The 25,695-nt window shown below is 38.4% G+C and carries 28 protein-coding genes and 1 pseudogene; 20 read left to right on the top strand and 9 right to left on the bottom strand.

The genetic code is table 11. From position 1 onward, the window contains the following. Positions 1 to 273 precede the first annotated feature (273 nt). From AB1397_06950 to amrB, 5 genes are all read left to right on the top strand, one after another. Positions 274 to 1,203: a ribose-phosphate pyrophosphokinase gene (locus AB1397_06950; GenBank protein MEW6482715.1), complete on the top strand. Its 930-nt coding sequence runs from the start codon at positions 274 to 276 to the stop codon at positions 1,201 to 1,203. Between the two features lie 2 nt (positions 1,204 to 1,205). After that, entirely contained in the window at positions 1,206 to 1,838 is a 633-nt protein-coding gene (locus AB1397_06955; GenBank protein ID MEW6482716.1) for a 50S ribosomal protein L25, read from the top strand. A 16-nt stretch (positions 1,839 to 1,854) separates the two neighbouring features. After that, complete coding sequence (pth, locus tag AB1397_06960; protein MEW6482717.1) at positions 1,855 to 2,424, top strand: aminoacyl-tRNA hydrolase; 570 nt, start codon at positions 1,855 to 1,857, stop codon at positions 2,422 to 2,424. 4 nt (positions 2,425 to 2,428) lie between these two features. After that, positions 2,429 to 3,598, top strand: coding sequence for an FAD-binding protein (locus tag AB1397_06965; protein MEW6482718.1), 1,170 nt, complete (start codon positions 2,429 to 2,431; stop codon positions 3,596 to 3,598). A gap of 190 nt (positions 3,599 to 3,788) precedes the next feature. Then, entirely contained in the window at positions 3,789 to 5,168 is a 1,380-nt protein-coding gene (amrB, locus tag AB1397_06970) for an AmmeMemoRadiSam system protein B (protein MEW6482719.1), read from the top strand. 32 nt (positions 5,169 to 5,200) lie between these two features. Here the strand turns inward: amrB and guaA are convergent, their stop codons facing one another. Genes guaA through AB1397_06990 form a run of 4 tightly spaced genes read right to left on the bottom strand, consistent with a single transcriptional unit; the run spans position 5,201 to position 9,067 of the window. Continuing rightward, a complete protein-coding gene (gene guaA, locus AB1397_06975; protein ID MEW6482720.1) occupies positions 5,201 to 6,739 on the bottom strand; it encodes a glutamine-hydrolyzing GMP synthase in 1,539 nt (512 codons plus the stop codon). 46 nt (positions 6,740 to 6,785) lie between these two features. Next, positions 6,786 to 7,946: a GuaB3 family IMP dehydrogenase-related protein gene (locus AB1397_06980; protein MEW6482721.1), complete on the bottom strand. Its 1,161-nt coding sequence runs from the start codon at positions 7,944 to 7,946 to the stop codon at positions 6,786 to 6,788. 56 nt (positions 7,947 to 8,002) lie between these two features. Next, positions 8,003 to 8,671 carry a glucose-6-phosphate isomerase family protein gene (locus AB1397_06985; protein MEW6482722.1) on the bottom strand — a complete coding sequence of 223 codons (669 nt, stop codon included), beginning with the start codon at positions 8,669 to 8,671 and terminating at the stop codon, positions 8,003 to 8,005. Then, on the bottom strand, positions 8,672 to 9,067 hold the full coding sequence (locus tag AB1397_06990; GenBank protein MEW6482723.1) for a response regulator: 396 nt from the start codon (positions 9,065 to 9,067) through the stop codon (positions 8,672 to 8,674). It abuts the gene before it with no gap. Between the two features lie 97 nt (positions 9,068 to 9,164). On the opposite strand from AB1397_06990, the gene flgF reads away from it, so the two are divergent. The 6 genes and pseudogenes from flgF to AB1397_07020 all read left to right on the top strand — a co-directional run bounded on the left by flgF (position 9,165) and on the right by AB1397_07020 (position 13,447). Next, on the top strand, positions 9,165 to 9,935 hold the full coding sequence (gene flgF, locus AB1397_06995) for a flagellar basal-body rod protein FlgF (protein ID MEW6482724.1): 771 nt from the start codon (positions 9,165 to 9,167) through the stop codon (positions 9,933 to 9,935). A 10-nt stretch (positions 9,936 to 9,945) separates the two neighbouring features. Continuing rightward, positions 9,946 to 10,737 carry a flagellar basal-body rod protein FlgG gene (gene flgG / locus AB1397_07000; protein MEW6482725.1) on the top strand — a complete coding sequence of 264 codons (792 nt, stop codon included), beginning with the start codon at positions 9,946 to 9,948 and terminating at the stop codon, positions 10,735 to 10,737. Beyond that, complete coding sequence (gene flgA / locus AB1397_07005; protein ID MEW6482726.1) at positions 10,734 to 11,435, top strand: flagellar basal body P-ring formation chaperone FlgA; 702 nt, start codon at positions 10,734 to 10,736, stop codon at positions 11,433 to 11,435. Before flgG ends, flgA begins: the two co-directional genes overlap by 4 nt. After that, the gene (locus AB1397_07010) at positions 11,436 to 12,050 is read left to right on the top strand and encodes a flagellar basal body L-ring protein FlgH (GenBank protein ID MEW6482727.1); all 615 of its coding nucleotides are present in this window, start codon (positions 11,436 to 11,438) and stop codon (positions 12,048 to 12,050) included. A 2-nt stretch (positions 12,051 to 12,052) separates the two neighbouring features. Continuing rightward, the gene (locus AB1397_07015; GenBank protein ID MEW6482728.1) at positions 12,053 to 13,087 is read left to right on the top strand and encodes a flagellar basal body P-ring protein FlgI; all 1,035 of its coding nucleotides are present in this window, start codon (positions 12,053 to 12,055) and stop codon (positions 13,085 to 13,087) included. Positions 13,088 to 13,219: 132 nt separating this feature from the next. Beyond that, a pseudogene (locus tag AB1397_07020) lies at positions 13,220 to 13,447 on the top strand (rod-binding protein). 58 nt (positions 13,448 to 13,505) lie between these two features. Here AB1397_07020 and dxs read toward each other — a convergent pair. The 5 genes from dxs to flgB form a co-directional block, all read right to left on the bottom strand. After that, a complete protein-coding gene (gene dxs, locus AB1397_07025) occupies positions 13,506 to 15,335 on the bottom strand; it encodes a 1-deoxy-D-xylulose-5-phosphate synthase (GenBank protein MEW6482729.1) in 1,830 nt (609 codons plus the stop codon). A 10-nt stretch (positions 15,336 to 15,345) separates the two neighbouring features. After that, positions 15,346 to 16,221, bottom strand: a complete 876-nt coding sequence (locus tag AB1397_07030; GenBank protein ID MEW6482730.1) for a FliM/FliN family flagellar motor switch protein — start codon at positions 16,219 to 16,221, stop codon at positions 15,346 to 15,348. Between the two features lie 63 nt (positions 16,222 to 16,284). Beyond that, a complete protein-coding gene (gene fliE, locus AB1397_07035) occupies positions 16,285 to 16,575 on the bottom strand; it encodes a flagellar hook-basal body complex protein FliE (protein MEW6482731.1) in 291 nt (96 codons plus the stop codon). A gap of 55 nt (positions 16,576 to 16,630) precedes the next feature. Beyond that, entirely contained in the window at positions 16,631 to 17,077 is a 447-nt protein-coding gene (gene flgC / locus AB1397_07040) for a flagellar basal body rod protein FlgC (GenBank protein ID MEW6482732.1), read from the bottom strand. Further along, positions 17,077 to 17,475 (bottom strand): flagellar basal body rod protein FlgB, encoded by a 399-nt coding sequence (gene flgB, locus AB1397_07045; protein MEW6482733.1) that lies wholly within the window; start codon positions 17,473 to 17,475, stop codon positions 17,077 to 17,079. The genes flgC and flgB overlap by 1 nt, the downstream gene beginning before the upstream one ends. A gap of 69 nt (positions 17,476 to 17,544) precedes the next feature. Between flgB and queA the strand changes: the two genes are divergently transcribed. The 9 genes from queA to AB1397_07090 all read left to right on the top strand — a co-directional run. Next, entirely contained in the window at positions 17,545 to 18,507 is a 963-nt protein-coding gene (gene queA / locus AB1397_07050) for a tRNA preQ1(34) S-adenosylmethionine ribosyltransferase-isomerase QueA (protein ID MEW6482734.1), read from the top strand. Then, positions 18,504 to 20,150 carry a S8 family serine peptidase gene (locus AB1397_07055; protein MEW6482735.1) on the top strand — a complete coding sequence of 549 codons (1,647 nt, stop codon included), beginning with the start codon at positions 18,504 to 18,506 and terminating at the stop codon, positions 20,148 to 20,150. Before queA ends, AB1397_07055 begins: the two co-directional genes overlap by 4 nt. Positions 20,151 to 20,178: 28 nt before the next feature. Continuing rightward, positions 20,179 to 21,306 carry a 1-deoxy-D-xylulose-5-phosphate reductoisomerase gene (gene dxr / locus AB1397_07060; protein MEW6482736.1) on the top strand — a complete coding sequence of 376 codons (1,128 nt, stop codon included), beginning with the start codon at positions 20,179 to 20,181 and terminating at the stop codon, positions 21,304 to 21,306. Next, the gene (gene rseP, locus AB1397_07065) at positions 21,291 to 22,583 is read left to right on the top strand and encodes an RIP metalloprotease RseP (GenBank protein ID MEW6482737.1); all 1,293 of its coding nucleotides are present in this window, start codon (positions 21,291 to 21,293) and stop codon (positions 22,581 to 22,583) included. Before dxr ends, rseP begins: the two co-directional genes overlap by 16 nt. Beyond that, on the top strand, positions 22,583 to 23,323 hold the full coding sequence (gene lgt, locus AB1397_07070) for a prolipoprotein diacylglyceryl transferase (protein MEW6482738.1): 741 nt from the start codon (positions 22,583 to 22,585) through the stop codon (positions 23,321 to 23,323). The genes rseP and lgt overlap by 1 nt, the downstream gene beginning before the upstream one ends. Further along, positions 23,298 to 23,939 (top strand): ABC transporter ATP-binding protein, encoded by a 642-nt coding sequence (locus AB1397_07075; GenBank protein ID MEW6482739.1) that lies wholly within the window; start codon positions 23,298 to 23,300, stop codon positions 23,937 to 23,939. The genes lgt and AB1397_07075 overlap by 26 nt, the downstream gene beginning before the upstream one ends. After that, entirely contained in the window at positions 23,936 to 24,517 is a 582-nt protein-coding gene (hisB, locus tag AB1397_07080) for an imidazoleglycerol-phosphate dehydratase HisB (GenBank protein ID MEW6482740.1), read from the top strand. Before AB1397_07075 ends, hisB begins: the two co-directional genes overlap by 4 nt. 67 nt (positions 24,518 to 24,584) lie before the next feature. Next, positions 24,585 to 24,878 carry a flagellar biosynthesis anti-sigma factor FlgM gene (locus AB1397_07085; protein MEW6482741.1) on the top strand — a complete coding sequence of 98 codons (294 nt, stop codon included), beginning with the start codon at positions 24,585 to 24,587 and terminating at the stop codon, positions 24,876 to 24,878. Then, positions 24,879 to 25,695, top strand: an 817-nt coding sequence (locus AB1397_07090) for a deoxyribonuclease IV (protein MEW6482742.1), incomplete at its 3' end; no start/stop codon positions are given.

Here is a 25,695-nt window from a genome sequence, read left to right on the forward strand (position 1 = left end):
TAAAAGGGAAAAAATTTTATAAAACTTAAACCTTCAATTCAAAATTCAAAATTTAGAATTCAAAATTTCTTAAAAGGTGGATGAATTTTTAACAGATAAACACACCCTATCTATTTTTGCACTAAGTGATGGAAGATACTATAGCTAAACACGTACAAATATTTGAGATAAAAAAGGGTTTTAAGAAAAAGGAGAAATTCTTGACATAACAAAAGGACCTTCAAAATTAAAACCTTGACTTTGAAGAAGGGAATTTATTAAAATTTTCTCCTTATGGAAAATATAAGGATTTTTTCTGGAAGGGCAAATAAGCCATTGGCAGAGGAGATAAGCAGCTATCTTGGAATTCCCCTTTCAGAGATAGAGGTATCAGATTTTGCAGATGGTGAGACATATGTAAAGATAAAGGAAAATGTAAGGGGTGCTGATGTATATGTAATTCAGCCAACCTCGCCTCCTACAAATGCAAATCTTATGGAGCTTTTAATTATCATAGATGCCCTAAAGAGGTCTTCTGCAAGAAGAATTACCGCGGTTATCCCATATTTTGGCTATGGAAGGCAGGATAGAAAGGTTGAGCCAAGGGTTCCTATTACATCAAAGCTTGCCGCAAATCTTATTACCACAGCGGGTGCCTCAAGGATATTAACCATGGATTTACATGCAGGACAGATTCAAGGCTTTTTTGACATTCCCGTAGACCATCTTTTTTCATCCCCTATTATTATTGAATATCTCAAGAAAAAATCTGATGAACTTGTAATTGTCTCACCCGATACAGGTGGTGTTGAAAGGGCAAGGGCAATTGCAAAGAGGCTTGATGCAGGGCTAGGCATTATTGATAAAAGGAGGCCAGAGAAGAATAAATCAGAGGTTTTAAATGTGATTGGTGATGTTTCTTCTAAAAATGTTGTTATCTTTGATGATTTAATTGATACAGGAGGAACCGTGGTAAATGCAGCATCTGCTCTGAAAAAAGCAGGAGCTATCTCTGTCTGTTGTGCGGTTACCCATCCTATTCTTTCGGGGAGAGCACAGGAAAGATTGGAAGGAGGAGAGATAGAAGAGGTTATTGTTTGTAATACAATTCCTATTAAGAAGCTAAAATGCAAAAAGATAAGGGTTTTATCGGTGGCAAGGCTTTTTGGAGAGGCTATAAAGAGGACAAATGAGGAAACCTCTATAAGCTCCTTGTTTGACTAATTATGGAAGAATTAAAGGTAGAAGAAAGAAAAATAGGGACAAAAGGAGAGATTAACAAACTAAGGAGGAATGGATTTATTCCAGGGATTATATATGGACAAGATAAACCAAACCTTCCCATCTATCTTTCAAAAAGGGAATTTCTCTCTATATTACACAAGGGAAAAAGCCCCCTATTTTCTCTGGTAATAGGAAGAAAAAAAGAATATGCAATTGTAAAGGAAAAGCAAATAAACCCTTTAAAGAATGAAATTATCCACCTAGATTTTATGAGGGTTGGCTTAAAAGAGAAGATAGAGGTTAAGGTTGGAATAAGGGCAATGGGAACTCCGCAAGGTGTAAAGGAGGGAGGGGTTCTTGAACAGCTTGTCTATGAACTTAATATAAAATGCCCTGCACAAAGCATACCAGAGGCAATTGATGTGAATGTAGAAGACCTAAAAATAGGTGATATACTTCACATAAAAGATTTCCCGGAATATGAAGGAATAGAAATTCTTGAGGATAAAGAAAAAATTGTGTTTTCTGTTATTCCTCCAAAGGTAGAGGCACCACCTACAGAGATAAAAGAAGAATTAGCAGAGCCAGAGGTTATTAAGAAGGGGAAGAAAGAGGAAGAGGAAGTAGAAGAGTAAAAGAGGCGTAGCACCAATGATTCTTTTTGTAGGATTAGGAAATCCAGAGCCTTCCTATAAAGACACAAGACATAATTTGGGATTTAAGGCAATTGACCTTTTAAGCACAAAAACAAAGATAGGGCTAAAAAAGGAAGATAATTGTCTTATAGGATTTGGAAAAATAGAGGGTATAGATGTAGCCCTAGCAAAGCCCCTTTGTTTTATGAATGAGAGTGGAGGCCCTATTTTCTCTATATATAAAAAATTAAATCCAGATGCAATGATTGTCATTCACGATGATATGGATATTACCCCAGGAAGAATAAAGATAAAAAAAGGAGGTCAATCAGCTGGTCATAGGGGCATTTTATCCATAATCCATAGCTTTGGAAGGGATGATTTTTTAAGGATAAGAATAGGGATTGGAAAGCCAACAGGGAATGGAAGGGATTATGTTCTCTCTCCTCCTCATAAAGAGGAAGAAAAGATGCTTGAGGATGCTTGTAATATGGCAGCTGATGCTTGTTTTATGATTGCAAAAAACGGGATAAAAAAGGCAATGGATAAATACAATGCAAAATGCAAAAGTCAAAATGCAAAATAAGGTGATGATTAAAATTATTCCAGAGCTTTGCACCGGTTGTGGGAAGTGTATAAAGGCCTGCCCTTTTGGGTTAATTGAGATAAAAGAGAAAAAAGCCTTTATAAAGGATGGGTGCAACCTTTGCTCTATGTGCCTTAATGCCTGTAAGCCAAAGGCAATAAAAATAGAAAAAGAAGAGGTCGTTGGATTAAAAGAAAATAATATTTGGGTATTTATCGAGCAAGAGGATGGAGAAATAAACCCTGTCTCCTTTGAGCTATTATCCTCTGCAAAAAGGCTTTCCCAAAATGTATCAGCCATTTGTTTAGGGGATAAAATAGAAGGCCTTTCTAATCCCCTTATTGAAAATGGTGCGGATTTTGTTTTTCTAGTTGAAAACCCAAACCTTTCCTATTATTCAAACATCTATTCAAAAATATTGGCTGAGATAATTAAAGAAAAAATGCCAGAGATTATCCTTATAGGAGGAACAGCAATTGGAAGGTCTTTGGCTCCAAGGCTTGCGGCAAGGCTAAAAACAGGGCTTACCGCAGATTGCACAGAGCTAAAAATAGAAGATGGCAAATTTTACCAGATAAGGCCTGCATTTGGCGGAAATATTATGGCAGAGATAACCACAAAGACCCTGCCCAAAATAGCCACAGTAAGGCCAAGGGTAATGAAAAAGATGGAACCTAATTGTGAAAGAAAGGGAGAGGTTATAAAGATTGCACCAAATATTTCAGCTTCTGAAATTAGAGAAAAACGGATTGAGATAAGAAAAGAAGAGCTCGGTTCTAAAAAGATTGAAGATAGTGAGATAATTGTTTCTTTTGGAAGGGGTATAGGAAAGCCCGAAAACATTAAGATTATAAAAGAGCTTGCCGATTGCTTAGGAGCAGCATTAGGTGCTTCGCGTGCTGCGGTTGATGCTGGCTGGATTTCCCACCTTCACCAAGTTGGTCAAACAGGAAAGACGGTTTCTTGTAAGTTATATATTGCCTGTGGAATTTCTGGTGCAATCCAGCACCTGGTTGGAATGAGAGCCTCTGATTGCATTGTTGCGATAAACAAAGACCCTCAAGCTCCCATATTTGATGTTGCCACCTATGGAATTGTTGGTGATTTATTTGAAATAATCCCAATAATGGTAAGGGAAATTGCAAAAGAAAAGGCAAATTATGTATGTGTTTAGCTAAACAATTGCGATTTCTATACCTGTTTAGCCCTTCTTTTTTATTCTCACTTAAGCTAAACACATACAAAAATTTAGTTTTACAAAAACCCTTTATTGTGATAAAATATATGGTGTGAGGATTCTTTTATTATTTTTGCTAGCTTTAAGTTTTATCTCATGCTGTAGAGCAAATGAGAAGGAGGTGGTTATGAAGATAAGAAAAGCTGCGGTTTCTGGGGCTTTTTATCCGGAAGGTGACAGCTGTCGGAAAATGGTAGAGGAATTTCTAGAAAAAGCAACAAGGACAATCCCTCCTAAAGTAAGGGGGCTTGTCTCTCCCCATGCAGGCTATGTTTTTTCAGGTCTTTGTGCAGGATGGGGGTATAAGCAGCTAGAAGGGGAGGATTACAAAACAGTTATTATCCTTGGAGTTTCCCATCAATATCCTATTGATAAACCTGTAATCTCCTCCTTTGATGGATATGAGACACCCCTTGGGAGTATGCCCATTAACAAAGGGATGGTAGAAAAGATAATGGAACTTGATAAGGATGTATCATATCTTCCTCAAGCAGAAGCAAGGGAGCATTCTATTGAGGTGCAGATTCCATTTATCCAGACAATCATGCCAAAGGGAGAGATTGTTCCTATTCTTGTTTCTGGTGATGAAAGGATTTTGTCTAATCTTGCCATTGCTCTATCAAAGGTTATGGATGATGAAACATTGCTTGTTGCCTCATCTGACCTTTCGCATTTCCCAGGATACGATGATGCAAAAAGGGTTGATCAAGAAACAATAGAAAAGATTGTCAATTTTGATGAAAAGGGGATAATTGAGGCTGAGATGAATGTTTATTCCTCTGGGATTCCAGGTCTTTCCACCTACCTTTGTGGATTCTATCCTCTCCTTGTTTTTCTTAAAACAATGAAATTGCTTGGAGTAGATAAAGCAAAGGAGATAATCTACTACAATAGTGGAGATACGACCTATGGAGAAAAGAACAGGGTTGTGGGGTATGGTTCTATCTGCTTTTATAAAGAGGGCATTTTTACAAAGGATGAAAAAAAGAGGCTTCTTTTTATGGCAAGGGAAACCTTGAATTCCTATCTTAAGGATGGAAAGATACCAGATTTTAAAGAAGGGAATGCAAAGATGCTGAAAAAATCTGGGGTGTTCGTTACCCTCCATACAAAGGAGGGACATCTCCGTGGTTGTATTGGCTATATTCTTCCCATAAAGCCATTGTATCAGGCGGTTATTGATAATGCAATAAGCGCTGCTGTTTCTGATTACAGATTTCCCCAAGTCACATATTCAGAGCTTCCCTCTCTTAAGATTGAACTTTCTGTTTTAACTGCACCAAAGAAAATAGGAACTTACACAGAGATTATCCTTGGAAAGCATGGGGTTATCCTTTCAAAGGCTGGAAGGTCTGCAGTTTTTCTCCCCCAGGTAGCTCCTGAACAAAAATGGACATTGGAGGAGACATTAACCCACCTTTCTTTAAAGGCAGGTCTTCCTTCTGATGCCTGGAAAAGGGATTGCCAATTTGAGGTCTTTGAAGCAGAGGTCTTTGGCGAGGAATAGTGTCCCTGTTTAGCTAAAGCTAAACAATTCTTTTACTCCCACTCAATGGTTCCCGGTGGTTTTGAGGTAATGTCATAGACAACCCTATTCACATAAGGAACCTCATTTACAATCCTTGTTGCCATCTTTCCTAAAACATGATGGGGAATTTCTGCCCAATCTGCGGTCATACCGTCTTGTGAAACAACCGCCCTTATACAAATGACATTCCCATATGTCCTTTCGTCTCCCATTACACCTACGGTTTTCACAGGGAGCAAAACAGCAAATGACTGCCATATTTTATGGTATAGCCCATTTCTCTCTATCTCCTGATGAACTATATGGTCTGCCTCTTGTAATATTTCTATATTTTTCTCTGTAACCTCACCAATTATCCTAATAGCAAGCCCAGGGCCTGGAAATGGCTGTCTCCATACTATCTCATCGGGAAGACCTAAGGATATGGCAATCTGGCGAACCTCATCCTTAAATAGTTCCCTAAATGGCTCAATAAGCTTAAGGTTCATCTCTAAGGGAAGACCACCAACATTATGATGTGTCTTTATGGTGGCTGATGGCCCTTTAACACTTGTGCTTTCAATTACATCTGGATATAGGGTTCCCTGAACAAGCCAGGAAGCACCCTCAATCTTACGAGCCTCCCTCTCAAATACCTCGATAAATTTATGACCAATTCTTCTCCTTTTTTCCTCAGGGTCAACTACATTAGAAAGGACTTTTAAAAATTCCTCCTTTGCATCAACATAGATAAGGGGGATATTGAAATTTTTTTGAAATATATTTATTATCCTCTCAGGCTCATCCTTTCTCAAAAGCCCATTATTTACAAAGATGCAGGTAAGATTTTCGGAAATTGCCCTATAGGTAAGAACAGCGGCGGTTGAGGAATCAACGCCTCCCGAGAGGCCACAGATTACCTTTCCTCTATTTACTGTGCTTTTTATCTCTTCTATCTTTTCTGTGATAAAATTTTCAATGAGCCAATCCGGTGTGCATTCACATACCCTGTCATATAAAAAATTCGCAAGTATGTCAATTCCGCAAGGCGTATGGGCTACCTCAGGATGGAATTGAAGGCCATAGATGCGTTTTTCTGCATTCCTTATCGCAGCATTTGGCGAATTTGTGGTAAGTCCAATTACCTCAAATCCATCGGGAAGCTCATCAATTATATCGCCGTGGCTCATCCAGACCTCCATGGTAGAGGGAAGACCCCAGAATAGATCATAAAATTCAGCCACAATAAGCTCAGAGGAGCCATATTCCTGTTTTTGTGCCCTGCGAACCTTTCCTCCTAGGGTGTAAGTAATCCATTGCATCCCATAGCATATTCCAAGTATAGGAACACCAAGGTTAAATATTTTAACATCGGCCGAGGGTGCACCCTGGATATAGACAGAGGCTGGTCCTCCTGAGAGAATTATCCCTTTTAAGTTATATTTTTTAAGATGTTCAGCAGGTGTGTTATAGGGAAGAATTATTGAGAATACCTTAAGCTCCCTTATCCTTCTTGCAATGAGCTGGGTATATTGTGAGCCAAAATCAAGAATAACAATTGTCTCCCTCATAATAAGAGCACCAGAAGTTGGTGCCTGGTGGCTGGTGCACTATTTTTCATCTTCCCATTCCAATCCTCTGGACTTGCTGGAATATCTTTCCCTCTGTCTGGACAGAGGGAGCAATTATAAGCTCTGCATTCTGCATCTCCTTGATATTCTTTGCTCCACAGATACCCATTGCTGTCTTGAGGGCTCCGATAAGATTTTGTGAGCCATCGTCTAAATGGGCTGGTCCATAAAGGATTTGTTCTAAAGAACCACTTATGCCTGTTTTTATCCTTGTCCCCCTTGGAAGGTTTCTATGTGGTGTTGCCATTCCCCAATGATAGCCTTTGCCTGGTGCCTCAGATGCCTTACTAAAAGCAGAGCCAATCATTACCGCATCAGCCCCTGCGGCAAATGCCTTACAAATCTCCCCTCCAATCCTCATTCCGCCATCTGTGATTATGGGAACATACCTAGCACTTTTTTTGTAATAAAAATCCCGAGCAGCTGCACAATCAACAGTTGATGTAATCTGGGGAACACCTACACCAAGCACACCCCTAGTTGTGCAGGCAGCACCAGGTCCTACACCTACAAGAATTCCGTCAATCCCTGTTTCCATAATCTCAAGTGCGGTATCGTATCCCACGCAATTTCCCACCACAATTGGAAGATCAAGCTCCTTCTTTAGCTTTGAAAAATTCAAAGAGGGTTTTTCTCCTGAGATATACTTAACCGTGGTTACGGTTGCCTGGATAACAAACATATCTGCCCCTGCTTCTTTAGCAATTTTCCCAAACCTTTCTGCCCTTTGTGGAATAGATGAAACACAAGCAAAACCCCCTTGTTTCTTTATTTCGCTTATCCTTTTTCCAATAAGGGCTTCTTTTATTGGCTCTTCATATACCTTTTGAAGGATATTTGTTGCATCATCAGGGTCTGCATTTACAATCATTTCAATGGCAGATTCGGGGTTTTCGTATCTTGTTTGTATCCCTTCAAGGTTAAGCACGCCAAATCCACCAAGCTTTGTCATAAGAGCTGCCATTTTGACATCCATTACACCATCCATCCCAGAGGCAATTATGGGAATTTGAAATTTAGCTTTTCCTATTTCCCAGCTTGTGTCAACATAATCAGGGTCAATAGTTATTTTTCCCGGGACAATGGCCACCTCTTCAAAACCATAAGACCTCCTTGCCCTTCTATCTATTCCAATCCATTCACCCATTTTTAAAAACTAAAACTTTAAATTAGCTTAAATTATAAATTACCACAGGGGTATTGTCAATCGGGAGAGGAGAGGAATTTAAGGAGAGAGAGGTTATCAACCAGGCTATACATAGGAATGCCCTTTTTTATATCTTTGTAATCGGGACAAGGAAGGTTTCTTAAGGGAGGGTGGTTTTCGTATCTTTCATTTTTTATCCAGCCATCAATTGTAAGAAAATAAGCACCTCCTCCCTTTTCCCTTATTGGTCCATAAATAGAGGAAAATAAAGAAGAGACCCAATTTCCCATCACAAGCCTCTCTTTTTCTTTGTTTATGGTGATATGTCCATAATTTGGAGGAATAATAACCTTATCACCAGAAGATGCGCTAACAAAATAGACATCAGAGAAATCATCCTTTTGCATGAGATATATTGCCCTTCCCTCTAATACTTCATAGATTTCTGGATAGGAAAGATTGCTATTAGCAAAATTTGGGTGAAAATGACCTGCTGTTTTTACATATTCACATCCCAGCATATTGGGAGGGATAATGGTAATATCATACCTTAAATTATGGGCTTTTATTTTTTCTCTATCCCCTTCATTTTGAGAAAGGTCTCTATACATATAATAGAGGGGAAAATCCAATGCTTTTTCTTCATAATCTTTATCATAAAGAAGCCCTTTTAGATCAAAAAGCCTTCTTATCTCAGGGGTTTTTCCTTCAATTAGGCTTAACATTTAAGCAAGGAGAAGCATATATTTTTTTCTTTCCTCCTCTTCCTTGTGAAAAAGTCTATTTATCCTTCTTAAGAAATCATCTATATGAAGGGGCTTTGTAATAAATTCCTCTGCACCTTCTTTAAATGCCTTTATTTTTTCCTCTGGATTTATCCTTGCGGTAACCATAGCAACCGGAATGTGCAATGTTTTTCTACAGGCTTTAAGCCTTTTTAAAACATCCCAGCCATCCATCCCAGGCATCATAATATCAAGCAGGACAAGATCGGGCTTTTTTTGGTAAGAGATATCAAGGGCAGACATTCCATCATAAGCAATTGTAACCTCATAGCCTTCCATCTCAAGAATGGTTTTGATTATCTCGCTGATATCTATATCATCATCAACAATTAAAATCTTCTTCTAGCCCATTTTAAGATTTTACATTTTACAAACCAATTTTGTCAATTTTTTTCTTAAGTATTTTTTCTATTTTTCCGATATATTAAGTGAAATGGAAAGGGGAATTTACTTTAGCGCAATGGGGATGAATAGCTTGTGGGGGAGTATTGAGACAATAGCAAATAATCTGGCAAATGTGGAAACATCTGGATACAAGAGGGATGAGATGGTTTTTGAAGAATTTGGTTCATTTAAGATAAATAGGCTTTATGATGAGATTATAGAAACACCCATAGGAACATCTGATCCTACACCTTATGTGGGAGAATTACCAAAGGGTGTTGGAATTGCTGATGTAGCAACCATATATACCCAAGGAGCAATAAAGTATACAGAAAATCCTCTTGACCTAGCAATAAATGGCGATGGCTTTTTTGCTGTGGAAACACCAAACGGCGAAATGTATACAAGGAATGGGGCATTTACATTAGACAAAGATGGATTTTTAATCACCCTGTCAAAACATAGGGTTTTATCAATCCTTAATACACCCATTCAAATACAAGATCCAAATTTTACCGTAACAAGTGATGGAACAATAATGGTTGGTAGCAACGAAATAGCGAAGCTTAAAATAGTAGATTTTGAAAATAAGAATAATCTTAACAAGATTGGCGATACATTATTTAAGACAGAGGAGGTGCCAAAAAATGCCTTTTTTGAGGTAAAACAAGGCTTTCTTGAGGCTTCAAATTGCGAACCTGTTTTGGAAATGGTGAGGATGATTGAGGTTCAAAGATTATATGAGGCAAACCAAAAGGTTGCCTTAACATATGATGAGCTTCTTTCAAGGTCTATAAATGACCTTGGAAGATTAGCATAGGAGGTATAAGATGGAAAGAAGTTTATGGACAGCGGCAACGGGAATGAATGCCCAGCAATTTCACCTTGATGTAATAGCCAATAACCTGGCAAATGTGAATACAACAGGCTATAAAAGGGATAGGGCAGAGTTTGAAGACCTCCTTTATGCCACATTGAGGCTTCCGGGAACACCCATTACAGGTGGAGGAAAAATACCAAGTGGCATACAGGTTGGCCATGGTGTAAAGGTAGCCGGGACACAAAAGATTCATTTGCCTGGCTCGCTTGAGGAGACAAAGAATCCATTGGATCTTGCCATTGAGGGCCCTGGATTCTTCCAGGTTCTCCTTCCAAATGGCGAGATAGGTTATACCAGGGATGGAGTATTCTCAAAGGATTCTGAGGGAAGAATTGTAAATGCAAATGGCTATATCTTACAACCTGAGATAACCATTCCTGAAGATGCAACAGATATATCCATTATGGAGGATGGCTCTGTATTTGCCATAATGGGAGGGGATATGAAGACACCAGAGGAGATTGGAAAGATAGAGCTTGTCCGCTTTGTCAATCCTGGTGGCTTATCAGCTATGGGTAAAAACATCTTAAAACAAACCGCTGCCTCAGGTGAGCCTTTAACCGGAACACCGGGTGAAGGTGGATTTGGAAGGATTGCCCAGGGATTTATCGAGATGTCAAATGTTAATGTAGTAGAGGAAATGGTTAGGATGATTGTTGCCCAGAGGGCATATGAATTTAGCTCAAAGGCAATCCAGACAGCAGATTCTATGCTGGGTGTGGTAACCACCTTAAAGAGATGATGAAGGAGTCGGGAGTCAAGAGTCAAGAGTCAAGAGTCAAAGCTATTGGCTATTGGCTATTTATCGCTTTTAATGTTTCTGCTCAGATTCTTTCGGGAGATGAGATAATGAGGGTTTCAAAAGAAAAGATAGAAAGCCTTGTTAATGATGGAAGGATTGAGATTGAAGAAAGGAAGATTTCCGACCTCTCCCTTCCGGATGGAAACCTTAGATTAGAGGCAAATCCTAGTATTTCATACCGAAATGCCTTGGTTGAGATAAAAATCTTACTTGATGGAAAGGAGGAAAAAAGGATAAAGCAATCCTTTAGAATAAGAAAATTTCAGGATGTATTTGTTGCGGCAAAGCCATTAAACACAAAAGACATTATCACAGAGGATATGATAAAAAAAGAAGAGAGAGAAATAACAAGCATATCTGGGTATATTACAGAAAATGAAAAAATTGTTGGAAAGGAGGTAGGAAGGAGAATCCAAGAAGGAGGTATAATCCTTTCACATTATATTAAAGAACCTCCTTTAATCCATTTTGGCGATATTGTTTCTCTCCTAAAGAATGGCAATGGATTTTCTATAAAAACAAAGGGAATGGCTATATCAACCGGTTATAAGGGAAAGGAGATTTCTATTAGAAATCTTGCATCAAATAAGATAATTAAAGGATTTGTTGTAGAAAAGGGGACAGTGGAGGTGAAATAAATGCGGAATGCGGAATGCGGAATGCGGAATGTAAAGGCCTGTTGTCTGTTGTCTGTTGTCTGTTGTCTGTTGTCTGTTGTCTGTTTTGCCGAGAGCTTGTGGCTTGAGGGCTTTGAAAAAAGCATATTTTCAGACCATAAAGCCGCAAGGATAGGCGATCTCATTACCGTTGTGATTGTGGAATCTGCAAAGGCACAGGATATGTCATCCTCCAAGCGCGATAAGGATTTAGAGATAGGTGTTCCACAAGGCACAGGTAAATTAGATTTTATCCCAAAGCTTGGTCTAAAAGGAGAAAGTAAGTATAAAAGATCGGGTGCTACATCAAAGGCTGGCTCTATCCAGGCAAAGGTTACTGCCTCTGTTTTAAAGGTTATGCCAAATGGGAATCTATTAGTAGAGGGAGAAAAGAGGGTTCGCATAGATAATGAAGAGCAAGTTGTCTATGTCTCTGGTATTGCAAGGCCAGAGGATATTGATCCAAATAATGTTGTCCTTTCAACATATCTGGCAGATGCAAAGATTGAATATAGGGGAGAGGTTAAGGTTTCAAGCAAAGAAAAGCCATTTATCGGAGTAAGAATATTCCAAAAGCTTTTCGGGTGGATATTTTAAAAATGCGGAATGCGGAGTGTGGAATGCGGAATGTAAGGCTTAAGGCTATTGGCTATTGGCTATTGGCTATTGGCTTATTTGGTGTTTTTGCAATGCCAGCAGTAAGGATAAAGGAGATTACAAATATTAAAGGGATGACCACGAACCAGATAATTGGCTATGGCCTTATTGTAGGCTTAAATGGAACAGGTGATTCTAAAGGGACATTTTTTACCGCCAATTCTATTGCCAATATGCTTGCCAATTTTGGGATATATGTTGATAAGACAAAGATGAAGGTAAAGAATGTAGCGGCTGTTATGGTCTCTGCCGAGCTTCCACCCTTTGCCAGAGCAGGAAGTAAGATTAGCATTACCATATCATCCATTGGTGATTGTAAAGACCTATCTGGCGGAATCCTTATCCAGACACCCTTAATTGGTCCTGATGGCATTGTCTATGCCATTGCCCAAGGACCAATATCAATGGGAAGATTAACAAAAACACATCCAACGGTAGCAAGGATAACCGATGGTGCGATAATTGAAAGGGAGGTTATCGATGAGATATTTAAAAGCAAAACAATATCTCTATACCTTAAAAACCCAGATTTTACCAGCGCCTCATCCATAGTAGATGCAATAAACCTCCATCTTGGAAATATAGCAAAGGCAATTGACCCATCCCTTATTGAGATAGAGATTCCAGAGGATTTTAAAAACGACCCTGTATCCTTTATCTCAATTATCCAAAACCTATCTGTAAAGCCAGATTGCAAGGCAAAGATTGTAATAAATGAAAGGACGGGAACCATTGTAATGGGAGAAGAGATAAGGATTTCAAAATGTGCTATATCGCATGGAAACCTCTCGGTTGTTATAGAGGGAGAGGAAAAGGGGAAGAAAGAGGGAAGCGTTATTTTGATGAAGGAGGGAATAAGCGTCTCAGAGATTGTTTCATCATTAAATGCTATTGGGGCAAATCCATCTGACATTATCTCTATCCTTCAGGCAATGAAGGAGGCAGGTGCATTATTTGCTGAAATTATAATAATGTAAGGGGGTGAAAAAGATGAAGGAGAAGAAAACAAAGAAGCCAAAGAAGGATAAGAAGGAAAAGAAGGAAAAGAAAGGAAAGAAGTAATGAAGATAGAATCTTATCCATTAAACCTCTACAAGACACAGGCAGATCAAAAGAAATTAAGGTCTGCCTGTGTTGAGTTTGAGGCAATATTTATTTCAAAACTCCTTGAGGGATTAAGGAAAACAATTGATAAATCAGGCTTTATTGATGGCGGGCAAGGAGAGGAGATCTTTACCGATATGCTCTATGATGAATATGCAAAGAGTATAGCACAAAATGGAAGCTTAGGGCTAGCAGAGATGATCTATAGAGATATAGTAAAGGTATATGTTTAGCCTTTGATCATTAGCCTTTAATTTGTAAATTTTTTTTCTTCTTTAAAAAGGCTAATCGCTAAACACATATCTTTCTTATGGAATGTGCAATGCCTTGTGAAGAAAGCCCATATTTTTCCAAAAGCTCATTTCTTTTTCCCTGCTCAATAAATTTATCGGGAAGACCTAGGGAATAAACCATTACATTTTTATCAGATAAAAGCTTAGAAACAGCCGACCCAAAACCACAAGAGACATTATGGTCTTCAATGGTAATTATCTTCCGCCTTATGTTTTTAAGAATAAGATCTTCGGGAAGGGGCTTTATAAATCTGCAATTTATAAGGGATAAAGAAAGCCTCTCTTTTTTTAACAAAGCAATAGCCTCCATTGCAATGTCTACCATACAGCCAGTAGCAAGGATAAGGCAGTTTTTTCCTTCTTCCAAAAGCTCTCCCTCTCCTATAGCAAAGGGAGGAAGACTTAAATCATAATCAAATTTATCAAGTCCCTTTGGATAGCGAATGGCAAATGGGCCATTGTAATTAAGGGCTGTTTTTACAAGCCTCCCTAATTCATTTAAATTTCTTGGTGAGGATAAAACCATATTTGGGCAGGATGAAAGGTATGAAAGATCAAATAGCCCCTGATGGGTCTCTCCATCCTCACCCACAATCCCAGCTCGGTCAACCATAAAAACAACCGGTAGATTTTGAAGGCAGACATCATGGATTATCTGGTCATAAGCACGCTGTAGGAATGTTGAGTAAATGCAGACAAATGGCTTAAGCCCTTCCTTTGCCATAGCCCCTGCCATTGTAACCGCATGTTCCTCGCAGATTCCAACATCAAATGCTCTCTCAGGAAGCTCTTTAAAGAAATTTGAAATGCCACACCCCGAAACCATTGCCGCGGTTATAACCACAACCCTCCTGTCCTCTTTTGCCAGGGCTAATATAATCTCACCAAAGGCTTGTGAATATGTCTTTTGCTCTTGTTTCATTAAGGGTTTTCCTGTTTTAATCTCAAATGGGGAGCTTCCGTGGAATAATTCTGGATTTTCCTCAGCCATTTTATAACCCTTTCCCTTTTTTGTAATAATATGAAGAAGAATAGGTCCTTTTTGCTCCTTTATGTTTTTTAGGGTTTTTATCAAAAGAGAAATATTGTGGCCATCTATTGGTCCAATGTATCTAAAGCCAAGCTCTTCAAAGAGAATGCCAGGGACAATCATTGCCTTTATCCCCTCCTCAATTTTATGGGAAATCTTAATTGCCTTTTTCCCCAAGGGAAGCCTTTTTATAAGAGAGTTCATATCCTCCCTAAACTTCATATAAATAGGGAGGGTGATAAGCTTATTAAGGTATTTAGAAAGGCTGCCCACGGTCTCTGATATGGACATCTCATTGCTATTTAAGATAACCAGAAGGTCTCTCTTTTCAGCCCCGGCATAGTTTAACGCCTCAAAGCTTAATCCACCACCCATCGCACCATCGCCGATTACGGCAACAATTTTTTTGTTTTCTTTCTTAAGGTCTCTAGCAATCGCCATTCCCAGAGCAAGAGAAATGGATGTAGAGGCATGCCCGGTATCAAATGCATCATAGATGCTCTCAAGAGTTTTTGGAAAGCCTGATATTCCACCCAGCTGACGCAGGGTGTGGAATTTATCAGCTCTTCCGGTCAATATTTTATGGGCATAGCTTTGATGACCAACATCCCAAATTAGCCTGTCCTTTGAAAATGAGAAGACATAATGAAGGGCAAGGGTAAGCTCAACCACACCCAGGGAGGAGGCTAAATGCCCACCTGTTTTTGATGTGGTTTCTATGATTAGCTCCCTTATCTCTTCTGCTAATTCTTTAAGCTCATTAAGGTTTAAACCTTTAAGGTCTTCTGGGTCTTTTATTCTATCAAGCCTATTCGTTTTTTTCCTCCTTCAGAACCTTCTTTATCTGGACAGCCATATTTCCTCCTGATATGCCAGGGGTGGCAATAAATCTTTCCTTTCCTCCTACACACAAGACAACACCATCAGAAACTCTGGTGGGAAGCTTTAGGACATCACCGCAAGAGAGATTTAAGACCTCCTTTATTGTTAATTTTGTCTTCCCAAGAAGGGCAACCACGGAAAGGGAGATAAGCCCAATTGTTGTAGAAGTCATTTCTTTTGTTTTCTTTTCCTCCTTTGGTTTTGTGGTTAGTCTATCAAGGTATGGTTCAATGCTTATGAATGGAAGGCATAAAGAAAAATTTTCTTCCCTTTCCTTTATTTTTATTTTAAAACCCGTTTTTAGGATAATCTCGTTTGGAGATATAGCCTTAAGAGAAAGGGGGTTTGTTGCTATGTCCTCTAATTTAAAATCTATCTCACAAACCCTGGCCCATGCCTGTTTAAGGAAACTTATAAGCTCATCCAGCACTTTTTTAAGAATCTCCCTCTCAACGCTTGTTATCTCCCTATCTATTTCAATGCTTTCTCCCTTTCCCCCCAAAAATTTATCAATGAGGTAAAAAGCAAGGCTTGGTTTTAGCCAGATTATAGAAAGGGATGTAAGTGGAGCTTGGGAAATTAAACCGAGTATTGTTGGATATGGATATTTTGCGATAAAGCTTGAGTAATCTGTCTGTAAAGAATCCTCTGTTTCTATGGTAACCTCTTCTCCTGATCTATTGGAAAGCCAAGCCCCTGTTTTTTTAGAAAACCCCTCATAAATTGTCTTTAAGCTAATGAGATTATCCTTGGTTAGCCGTGGTGGATTTCTAAAATCATAATCGTAAATCTCTTTTTCCATTCATCTTTATTATGACAAATCTTTGATTTTTTGTCAAACAAAGAAGAGATAAGGCAGATTAACTTACCTCCCCATTCCCATAATTTCCTGGTAGGCACGCAAAGCTTGATTCCTGATTGCCATTGTAAAATTAAGGGCTATTTCTGCCTTCTCAGTGGCAATCATAAGGTCATGGATATTCTCAAGCTTTCCCAATACAAGGTCTTGGGTAAGCTTATCTGCATTGTTTTCTAGCCGATTTGTCTCCTTTAAACCAGAAAGTACAAGGTCAAATAATCCATTTTTATCCTTTTTGGTCTCAATCTTTGGTTGAACACTTGGCTCTGGTAATAAAGAAAATAAATCAACTTCCATTATTTCTACCTTCCTTTTTGTCTCTCTGACTCCAGGCTCCTGACTCTTGACTTATTCATATTTCCAATGCCTTCATCATCATCTGCTTGGCATTTCTTGCTGCTGTAACATTTGCCTCATATGCACGCGCGGCTGTGATTAAATTTATCATCTCTGTGGCAAGGTTTATATTTGGATATGCCACATAGCCATTTTCATCAGCATCTGGATGGCCTGGTTCATACTTTAACTTAGGAGGTGTTTTATCCTCCTCTATCCTTAAAACTCTGACGCCATTACCCGGTTCAATGGTTATGGGAGGCTTAATAAATGGCAGGTTGAATAATGGCTCTTGTCTTCTTGGTGTAAATATGGGAAATCTCCTTTTGTATGGACCTCCCTCAGGTGTCCTTGTTGTATTGGCATTGGCAATGTTTTCTGAGATAATATCCATCCTTAATTTCTCAGCCGACATTCCAGATGCCGATGCATCTATTCCCCTAAACAATCCACCGGTTAACATTATCTCCCTCCTTGGGCAACCAGCTTAAGCAGGCTAAACTTCTTTGCCAGCCTGGTTGCTATTGCATTGTAATAAATTGCATTCTTTACTAGGTCTTCCATCTCTTTATCTATGTCAACATTATTTCCATCATTCCTATATATTGTATCATTTTCTGTAATAATTCTGGAAGAATTTTCATTCTTTTCATAGGAAAATGGAATATGCTTTGGATTTAGCCTCTTTGCAGAGAGCTTGTTTTTCTTTAGAGCATCTTCAAAAACAACAGATTGCCTTTTAAAGCCTGGTGTATTCACATTGGCAATATTGTTTGAGATAACATTGTGCCTAAGTGTAGCAGAATCTAGCCCTTTCTTTGCCAGCTCAATTGTTTTTGCAGATAAACTATCAATAAACATTTCATCTTATATATCGGCAATTTTCCCCTATTACTTGACATAAATTTTTAAAGGCTTTAAAATTTTTTTATGAATCTTGGTGATTTCTCTTATTCCCTTCCCCGCTCTTTTATTGCCCAGGAGCCAATAAAAGAAAGGGGGAAATGTAAGATGCTTTTCTTTGATAAAAAAAGGCAAAAAATAGAGCATCTTAAATTCTTTGATATTGTAAATATTCTCTCTCCCAAAGACTCTCTTGTGCTTAATAAAACAAAGGTATTTCCTGCAAGGCTTATTAAAGATGGAATAGACATCCTTTTGATAAGAGAAAAAGAAAAGAATATCTGGGAGATATTAGCAAAGCCAAGAAAGAAAATAAAAGAGGGAAAAATCCTTGATTTTGGAATCCTTAAAGGAGAAATTATCTCTCCCTCTCTTATCAAATTCAATGGCAATGGGAATTTATTTTCTATCCTGGAAAGAATAGGAAAAACGCCCCTTCCTCCCTATATAAAAAGAGAGCCGAATTGTGAAGATAAGATTTATTATCAAACTGTATATGCAAAAGATTTGGGTTCAATCGCCGCACCCACTGCCGGCCTTCATTTTACCGATGAGATTCTTTTAAAATTAAAGGAAAATGGAATTTCTATAGCCTACCTTACCCTCCATATCGGACTTGGCACATTTAAGCCGGTCCGCTGCAGCGATATTAGGGAACATAGGATGGATAGGGAATATGTAAGGATAGAGGAAAAAATCCCTGAAGATAAAAGAATAATCGCCTGCGGAACATCGGTGGTAAGAGCATTAGAGTCAGGAGGAAGAGATCAGAAGTTAGGAGTCGGATTTTGGACAGAGTTATTTATTTACCCTGGGTTTAGATTTAAGATAATCTCTGGGTTGCTTACAAATTTTCACCTTCCTAAAAACCCTCCTTTTATTATGACCTCTGCATTTGTTGGCTTGGAGAAACTAAAGGAAATTTATGAAATAGCAATTGAAAAGAATTATAGATTTGGAAGCTATGGAGATTGTATGATTGTTCTATGAGGGTCTTAATATTTCTTTTATTTCCCAGCCTTATCTTTGCTGATTTTGTAAAAGATGAGATTCTTGTAAAATTTAAGGAAAAAAGGGGGATTCAAGTAATGGGGGTTGATGTGGAATCCTTTAATGAGCTTTTTGATAATATCTATAGAATTAAGCTTAAAAAGGATTCTAATATTTTTAAGACAATTGAGAAATTTAAAGATAATCCAGATGTTGTCTATGCCGAGCCGAATTATATCCGAAAGGCTTATACAACACCAAATGACCCTAAATTTAATGACCAATGGCCGTTTCCTAAAATTTCTGCACCAGATGCTTGGGATATAGAAAAGGGAACATCTTCTGTGGTCATTGCCATATTAGACACAGGGATTGATTATAATCATCCTGACTTAAACGATAAAATCATTGGAAGCCAAAGCTTTGTTCCCTATGAAAAAGACCCAATGGACTATCATAGCCATGGAAGCCATGTTTCTGGTATTGCCGCTGGTGAAACAAACAATGGGATTGGTATAACAGGTCTTGCCTGGAATTGCAAGATATTGGCGATAAAATGCCTTGATGCAGAAGGTTATGGTAATGATGCTGATATATCTTTGGCAATAAGATATTCAGCAGATAATGGTGCAAAGGTAATCAATATGAGTTTAGGAGCTCCTCAGGTAGGAAATGTTTTAAAAGATGCCTGTGGTTATGCCTATAATAAAAATGTATTCATTGTTGCAGCAGCAGGAAATGATGGGAGAGAGGAAAAAAACTACCCCGCCGCCTATGATAATGTAATGGCTGTGGCAGCAACAGATAGATACGACCAAAAGGCAGGGTTTTCCCAATATGGCAACTGGGTTGATATTTCTGCACCTGGGGTTTATATCTTAAGCACAATTCCAGAGGAAAAAGGCACATATGCCTATATGTCTGGAACATCAATGGCATCTCCATTTGTTGCAGGCTTGGCAGGCCTTTTATTCTCAAGGTATCCAGGTGCAACAAATGCCTTTGTTTTTAATGAAATAAGAAATAGGTCTGATAACATTGGGAGGGAAGATTTTGGAAGGATAAATGTCCTTTATAGCTTATGGGGAGAAAATAGACCCCCTTTAGGATTTTCCCTTATCCAGCCAGAAAATAATGGATGGACATCAAGCCAGCACCCTACATTTAGATGGAGCACATCAATTGACCCAGATTGGAAGGATAAGATCAGATATTCTCTCTTCTTGAGAAAAGGTGGAGAAGGGCTAAAGAATGTTGCAAATACAAGTGATACATTTTGGACACCAAATTTTAAAGAGCCATTAGCGATGGATACAACATATTCTTGGCAGGTTATTGCCTCTGATTCTCGGGGAGGCACAGCATCATCTTCTATTTCAACATTTACCACAACCTCCATTAAAGTTTTCCCAAACCCAGCAAAATTTGGGCAAATTGTAAGATTTAGAGGCAGCCCTTTAACCTTTAAGGATACATTTATCTTAATCTATACAATATCTGGAGAGCTTGTGGTAAAGCTTCCCGCAGGCAGAGGGGAAGAAATTTCTTGGGATACAAAAAACATTGCCTCTGGTGTCTATCTTTATACCATAAGCAATTCAGATAAAACATTTGGCCTTGGAAAGATAGGGGTGATTAAGTAGATTTGGGGATTGATTAAAATAAACGGCGGTGAATATTGTAGTTTTAGGAGGAACAGGTTCAATTGGAAGGTGTTCTCTTCGGGTTATCCAGGCTTTAGGTTTCAAGCTTCTTGGAATATCGGGTGGAAAGAATATTTCCCTCCTTGAAGAAGAAGCAAGGAAGTATTTACCCCCTGTGGTTGCAATTGCTGACGAAAAGAAATTTGATGAGCTTAAAGATAGATTAAGGGATTTGCCCTGTAAGGTTCTGGGTGGACAGGAGGGAATCCTTGAGCTGGCAAGCCTTAAAGGGGCTGACCGGGTGATTATAGCCATATCTGGTGCAGCATCTTTACTTCCAACCCTTTATGCTATAAGAGCTGGGAAAAATGTCTGCCTTGCTTCAAAGGAGGCTTTTGTTTTGGCAGGTGAGATTTTAAAAAATGAGGCGAAGGAAAGGAATGTCTCAATAATTCCCATTGATTCTGAACATTCTGCCATATTCCAATGTATTTCAGGAAAGGAAAAGCCTGAGAGAATAATCCTTACCGCATCGGGTGGCCCATTTCTCAATAGAGAGACCCTGAATGATATTACCCCAGAAGAGGCTTTGGTTCATCCCATATGGATGATGGGAAGGAGGATAAGCATTGATTCTTCTACACTAATGAATAAGGCATTTGAAATAATTGAGGCATCACATTTATTTGACATAGATATTGAAAAAATAGATGTGGTAATACACCCTGAATCCATTGTTCATTCTATGGTTGAGTTCTCTGATGGCTCTATTTTGGCACAAATGTCTGTTCCAGATATGAGCCTTCCCATAGCCTATAGCCTTACATATCCAAAGAGGTTAAAGAGAATGGCGCCTTCTCTTGATCTTTCCAAGATAGGCTCACTTACATTTAAAAAGCCAGATTTGAAAAGGTTTCCATCCATTACATATGGTTATAATGCAAGAAAGATAGGGGGAACAATGCCAGCTGTCTTAAATGCCGCAGATGAGGTTTGTGTAAGTGATTTTTTAGAAAAGAAGATTTCATTTAATGAAATCTTTGAGGGGGTTAAAAAAGCAATGTCTGCTCATAAGCCCAAAAGAAACCCAACCATTGAAGAAATTTTGGAAGCAGATGCCTGGGCAAGAAATTATGTAAAATGTTTACATCAATAATAGGGGCAATCTTTGTTTTATCCTTTTGTATCTTTGTCCATGAGCTTGGACATTTTATTGCTGCAATTATAGCCAAGATAAAGGTAAGAAAATTCTCCATTGGCTTTGGGAAAAAATTGCTTGGCTTTAAGAGGAATGATTGCGAATACCAGATAGCCCTTATCCCATTTGGTGGATATGTTAAGATGGAGGGAGAATCTCCTAATGAAAGAACAGGGAAGGAAGGTGAATTTTATTCAAAACCCATTTCTGCCAGGATATTTGTCGTCCTAAGTGGTGTTTTTATGAACCTTTTCTTTGGTTGGCTTTTGTTCTTTATGATATTTACCTTTGGTTCTCCCTCAATTCTGCCCATTGTGGGAGGAGTAATTAAGGGTTCTCCTGCACAAAAAGGGGGAATAATAAAAGGCGATGAAATTGTAAAAATAGAGAATACACATATTGATGAATGGAAGGATGTGGTAAAAAAGATTGCCATGAATCCAAATAAAACATATGAATTTGAGATTAAAAGAGATGGCAAGCTAATAAAGAAAAATATTACCATAGAGGCTATAGATGGAGGGATGGGCTATATTGGGATTTCCCCTTGGCTTGCCCCAAGAATAGGGGGTTTTCTTAAAGGATTTCCGGGGGAGAAATCGGCTCTTTTAAAGGGTGATTTAATAAAAGAGATAAATAAAAAGGAAATCTTTGCTTGGGAAGATGTGGTTGAGGTAATCTATAAAAATCCAGGCGTTCCTTGTTCTTTAAAGGTAGAGAGGGGAAATAAAATTTTTTCTTTAACCATTGTCCCAATACAGAAGCTAATTGGCACGCAAACCATTGGTATGATAGGGATTACACCCTCATTTTATACAACAAAAAGATACAATCCCATTATTGCATCTTGCAAGGCATCCTCTGAGGTATATGACCTTATTGTCTTAAACATTGTTGGGATATATAAAATGATAAGGGGCGATATATCACCAAAAATGGTATCAGGTCCGATTGGAATCCTTCAAATAGCTTGCAAAACAGCCCATGAGGGATTTGTCCATCTTTTACGATTTACAGCCCTAATGAGCGTCTGCCTTGTTATTGTCAATCTTCTTCCCATCCCAATAGCAGATGGTGGTCTGGTTTTATTCTTTATTATTGAGGGAATAAGGAGAAAGCCATTTTCAGAAACATTTTACGAGAGGGCAAATCAGGTCGGTTTTGGAATAATCATTTTAATCCTTTTCTTTGCCTCGATGAATGATATAACAAGAATATTTGAGGGGTTTAAGTAATGCACCCGGTTTTGTTTAAGATAGGTCCACTTACCCTCTATACATACGGGCTTTTTTTGGCAATTGCCTTTATGGTTGGATTTTGGCTTGCTGAAAGGAGGGCTTTTGATTTAAAGAGGCATATCTCAAACATTGCTGTTTTAATTTTTGTCTCGGGTATAATTGGTGCAAGGATATTTAATGCTATTTCAAACCCATCATCCTATTCATTTATTGATGTTTTTATCTCAAGATCGGGCTTTACATTTCATGGAGGACTTATCTTTGCCATAATTTCTGTTTGGATATATTGCAAGAAAAAGGGCTTGCCATTCCTTAAGATTGCCGATATTTTCTCTCCCTCCTTTGCTATTGGGATGAGTATTGGAAGGATAGGTTGCTTTTTTGAAGGGTGTTGTTTTGGAAAGCCAACCAGCCTTCCCTGGGGAATTCTATTTCCTGTGGGAAGCTGGGGATGGAAGAGATTTGGAAATATCCCCCTTCATCCAACCCAACTCTATTCATCCCTTTTAGATTTTATCCTATTCTTAATTCTCATTAAGATTAAGCCAAAGAGGAATGGTTTTCTCTTTTTCTCATTCCTTTTGGGATATTCCATAATCCGCTTTTTTGTTGAGTTTTTAAGGGATCAACCCCTATTTCTTTTTTCCCTTACCCAACCACAGGTTGTATTTTTTATCGTGGGCATAATAATAAGTATTATATGGTTTTTATATGGTAAGAATAAGCAATCTATATAAATCCTTTGGGCAAATTGAGGTTTTAAAGGGAATAGAGCTAGAGATAAAAAATAGCGAGATTGTTGCTATTGTTGGAGCATCTGGGGTTGGGAAATCTACCTTGCTCCATATCATAGGTGGCATAGAAAAACCATCATCTGGGAATGTCCTTTTTAATGATTGTGACATTTTTGCATTAAAAGAGGACAACCTTAATAGATTTAGGGCAAAGAATATGGGATTTATCTTGCAATTTTATAACCTTTTCTCAAATTTATCTATTTTTGAAAATGTATTGATTCCTTCGCTTATTATGGGAAATAATGCAAGCAAGAGGGCTTATGAGCTTATTTCATTTTTGGGTTTATCTTCCAAGATTAACCATCTTCCAAATTACTTATCCTTTGGCGAGCAGCAAAGGGTAGCTATTGCAAGGGCTTTGATCAATTCTCCAGAAATAATTATTGCAGATGAGCCAACCGGCTCTCTTGATAAAAATATGGCAATTGAGGTATATGAGATGTTAAAATCCATTGTTAAAAGAGAAAACAAGGCTTTAATAATTGCTACCCATAATGAGGAGCTTTCAAAAATGGCAGATCGGCTCTTTAGACTATCTGACGGACGGTTAAGATGAGAAAGGAAAAAATAATAAGGGAGACAAAAGAGACAAGGGTAGAGGTAAATCTAACTCTTGATGGTTGTGGAATGTCCAATATAAAAACAAGCCTTTCATTTTTTGACCATCTTCTTTCATTGTTTTCACACCATAGTATGTTTGACCTCAAGATAAGGGCAAAGGGAGATCTTCCACACCATATCATTGAGGATGTTGGAATCTGCCTTGGCAGCGCATTTGATAAGGCATTAAAAGATAAAAAAGGGATAAATAGATATGGCGATATAGCCCTTCCCATGGATGAAGCATTAGCCATTGTATCTTTGGACATCTCAGGAAGGCCTAACCTTATTATAAAAAAGGATAACCTTGCCTTTGAATTTTCTGGGATGGTTGATGGCCTTGATACATCTTTAATCCAGGCATTTCTTAAGGCATTTGTTGACAATTCAAAGATTACCCTCCATATTGTAATTCTTTATGGCTCTGATACCCATCATATTATAGAGGCAATATTTAAGGGACTAGGAAGGGCATTGAAAGGGGCAACGAGGATTGAGAGGACAGATATTCCCTCAAGCAAAGGGGCGATATGAAACTTGACAAAAGAATAAAATTTATGTAAAGTTTTCTTTGAAAAATTCCGATATATAATTTAGAAAGATGAACATAGATAAAATAGGTCAAATAGGGAAGATAGGGAAGATAGAAAAAGGAGGCCTCATAAAAGGCAAGGAGGGGGTAATAAATGAGGCCGATGATACCCTTTCTATTTCATCCGAGGGAAAGAAGGCTTCTGAACTAGATTCTTTGAAAAAGCTTGTTTTTAATGCTATATCCTCCCTTCCAGATGTTCGCTCGCAAAGAATAGATACGGCAGAAAGGAGGATAAGAGAGGGGTATTATAACAGGCATATACAAGATATAGCAAGTTCTCTCTTAAGCCCATCCGTATAATTGAGATTAGGGGTTCATATTTCCTCCTTAAACCTTAAAGAAATTGTTGAGAGGGCAGAATACCTTAATTGCGAGACAATTCAGATATTTACAAGAAATCCAAAATCTTGGGCAGGGCCAAATTATTTAGATAATGATATTTCATTCTTTAAGGAAAGCCTTAAAAAGAAGGACATTTCTCCTGTTGCAATTCATCTTTCTTATCTTCCAAACTTTGCATCCTCTGACCCCCTTTTAATGGAAAAAAGCGTCCAGACCCTCATCTCTGAGCTAAAATGGGCAGAAAAACTTTCCTGTGCATTTGTGGTAACCCATCCAGGAAGCCATAAGGGAGATGGTGTTAAAATTGGAATAAAAAGGATAATTGACTCCATCAATGTTGCATTCTCCTTTGTAAAAAACCCTGTTTTGCTTCTTCTTGAGACAACCGCAAAGGAGGGAAATGAGATTGGGCTAGCTGATGAGATTGGAGAAATTATTGAAGGGTGTGATGAAAAGGAGCGTCTCGGTGTCTGCCTTGATACAGCTCATATCTTTGCCGCAGGATACGATATTTTGAATGACCTTGATGGCGTGCTTTCTACATTTGACAAAGCCTTTGGTCTTTGCCGAATAAAGCTTGTTCATCTTAATGATTCAAAGGGAGAATGTGGCTCTCATAGGGATAGACACTTAGGTATTGGAGAAGGCTTAATTGGAATAGAGGGATTTAAGAAAATTCTTATCCATCCTTTCTTTAAAGATATGCCCCTTATTTTAGAAACCCCAAAAACAGACGATTGGGATGATGTAAGAAACCTGGGGATAGTGAGAAAGC

This window comes from bacterium (assembly GCA_040756715.1).
GTDB lineage: Bacteria > UBA9089 > UBA9088 > UBA9088 > UBA9088 > JBFLYE01.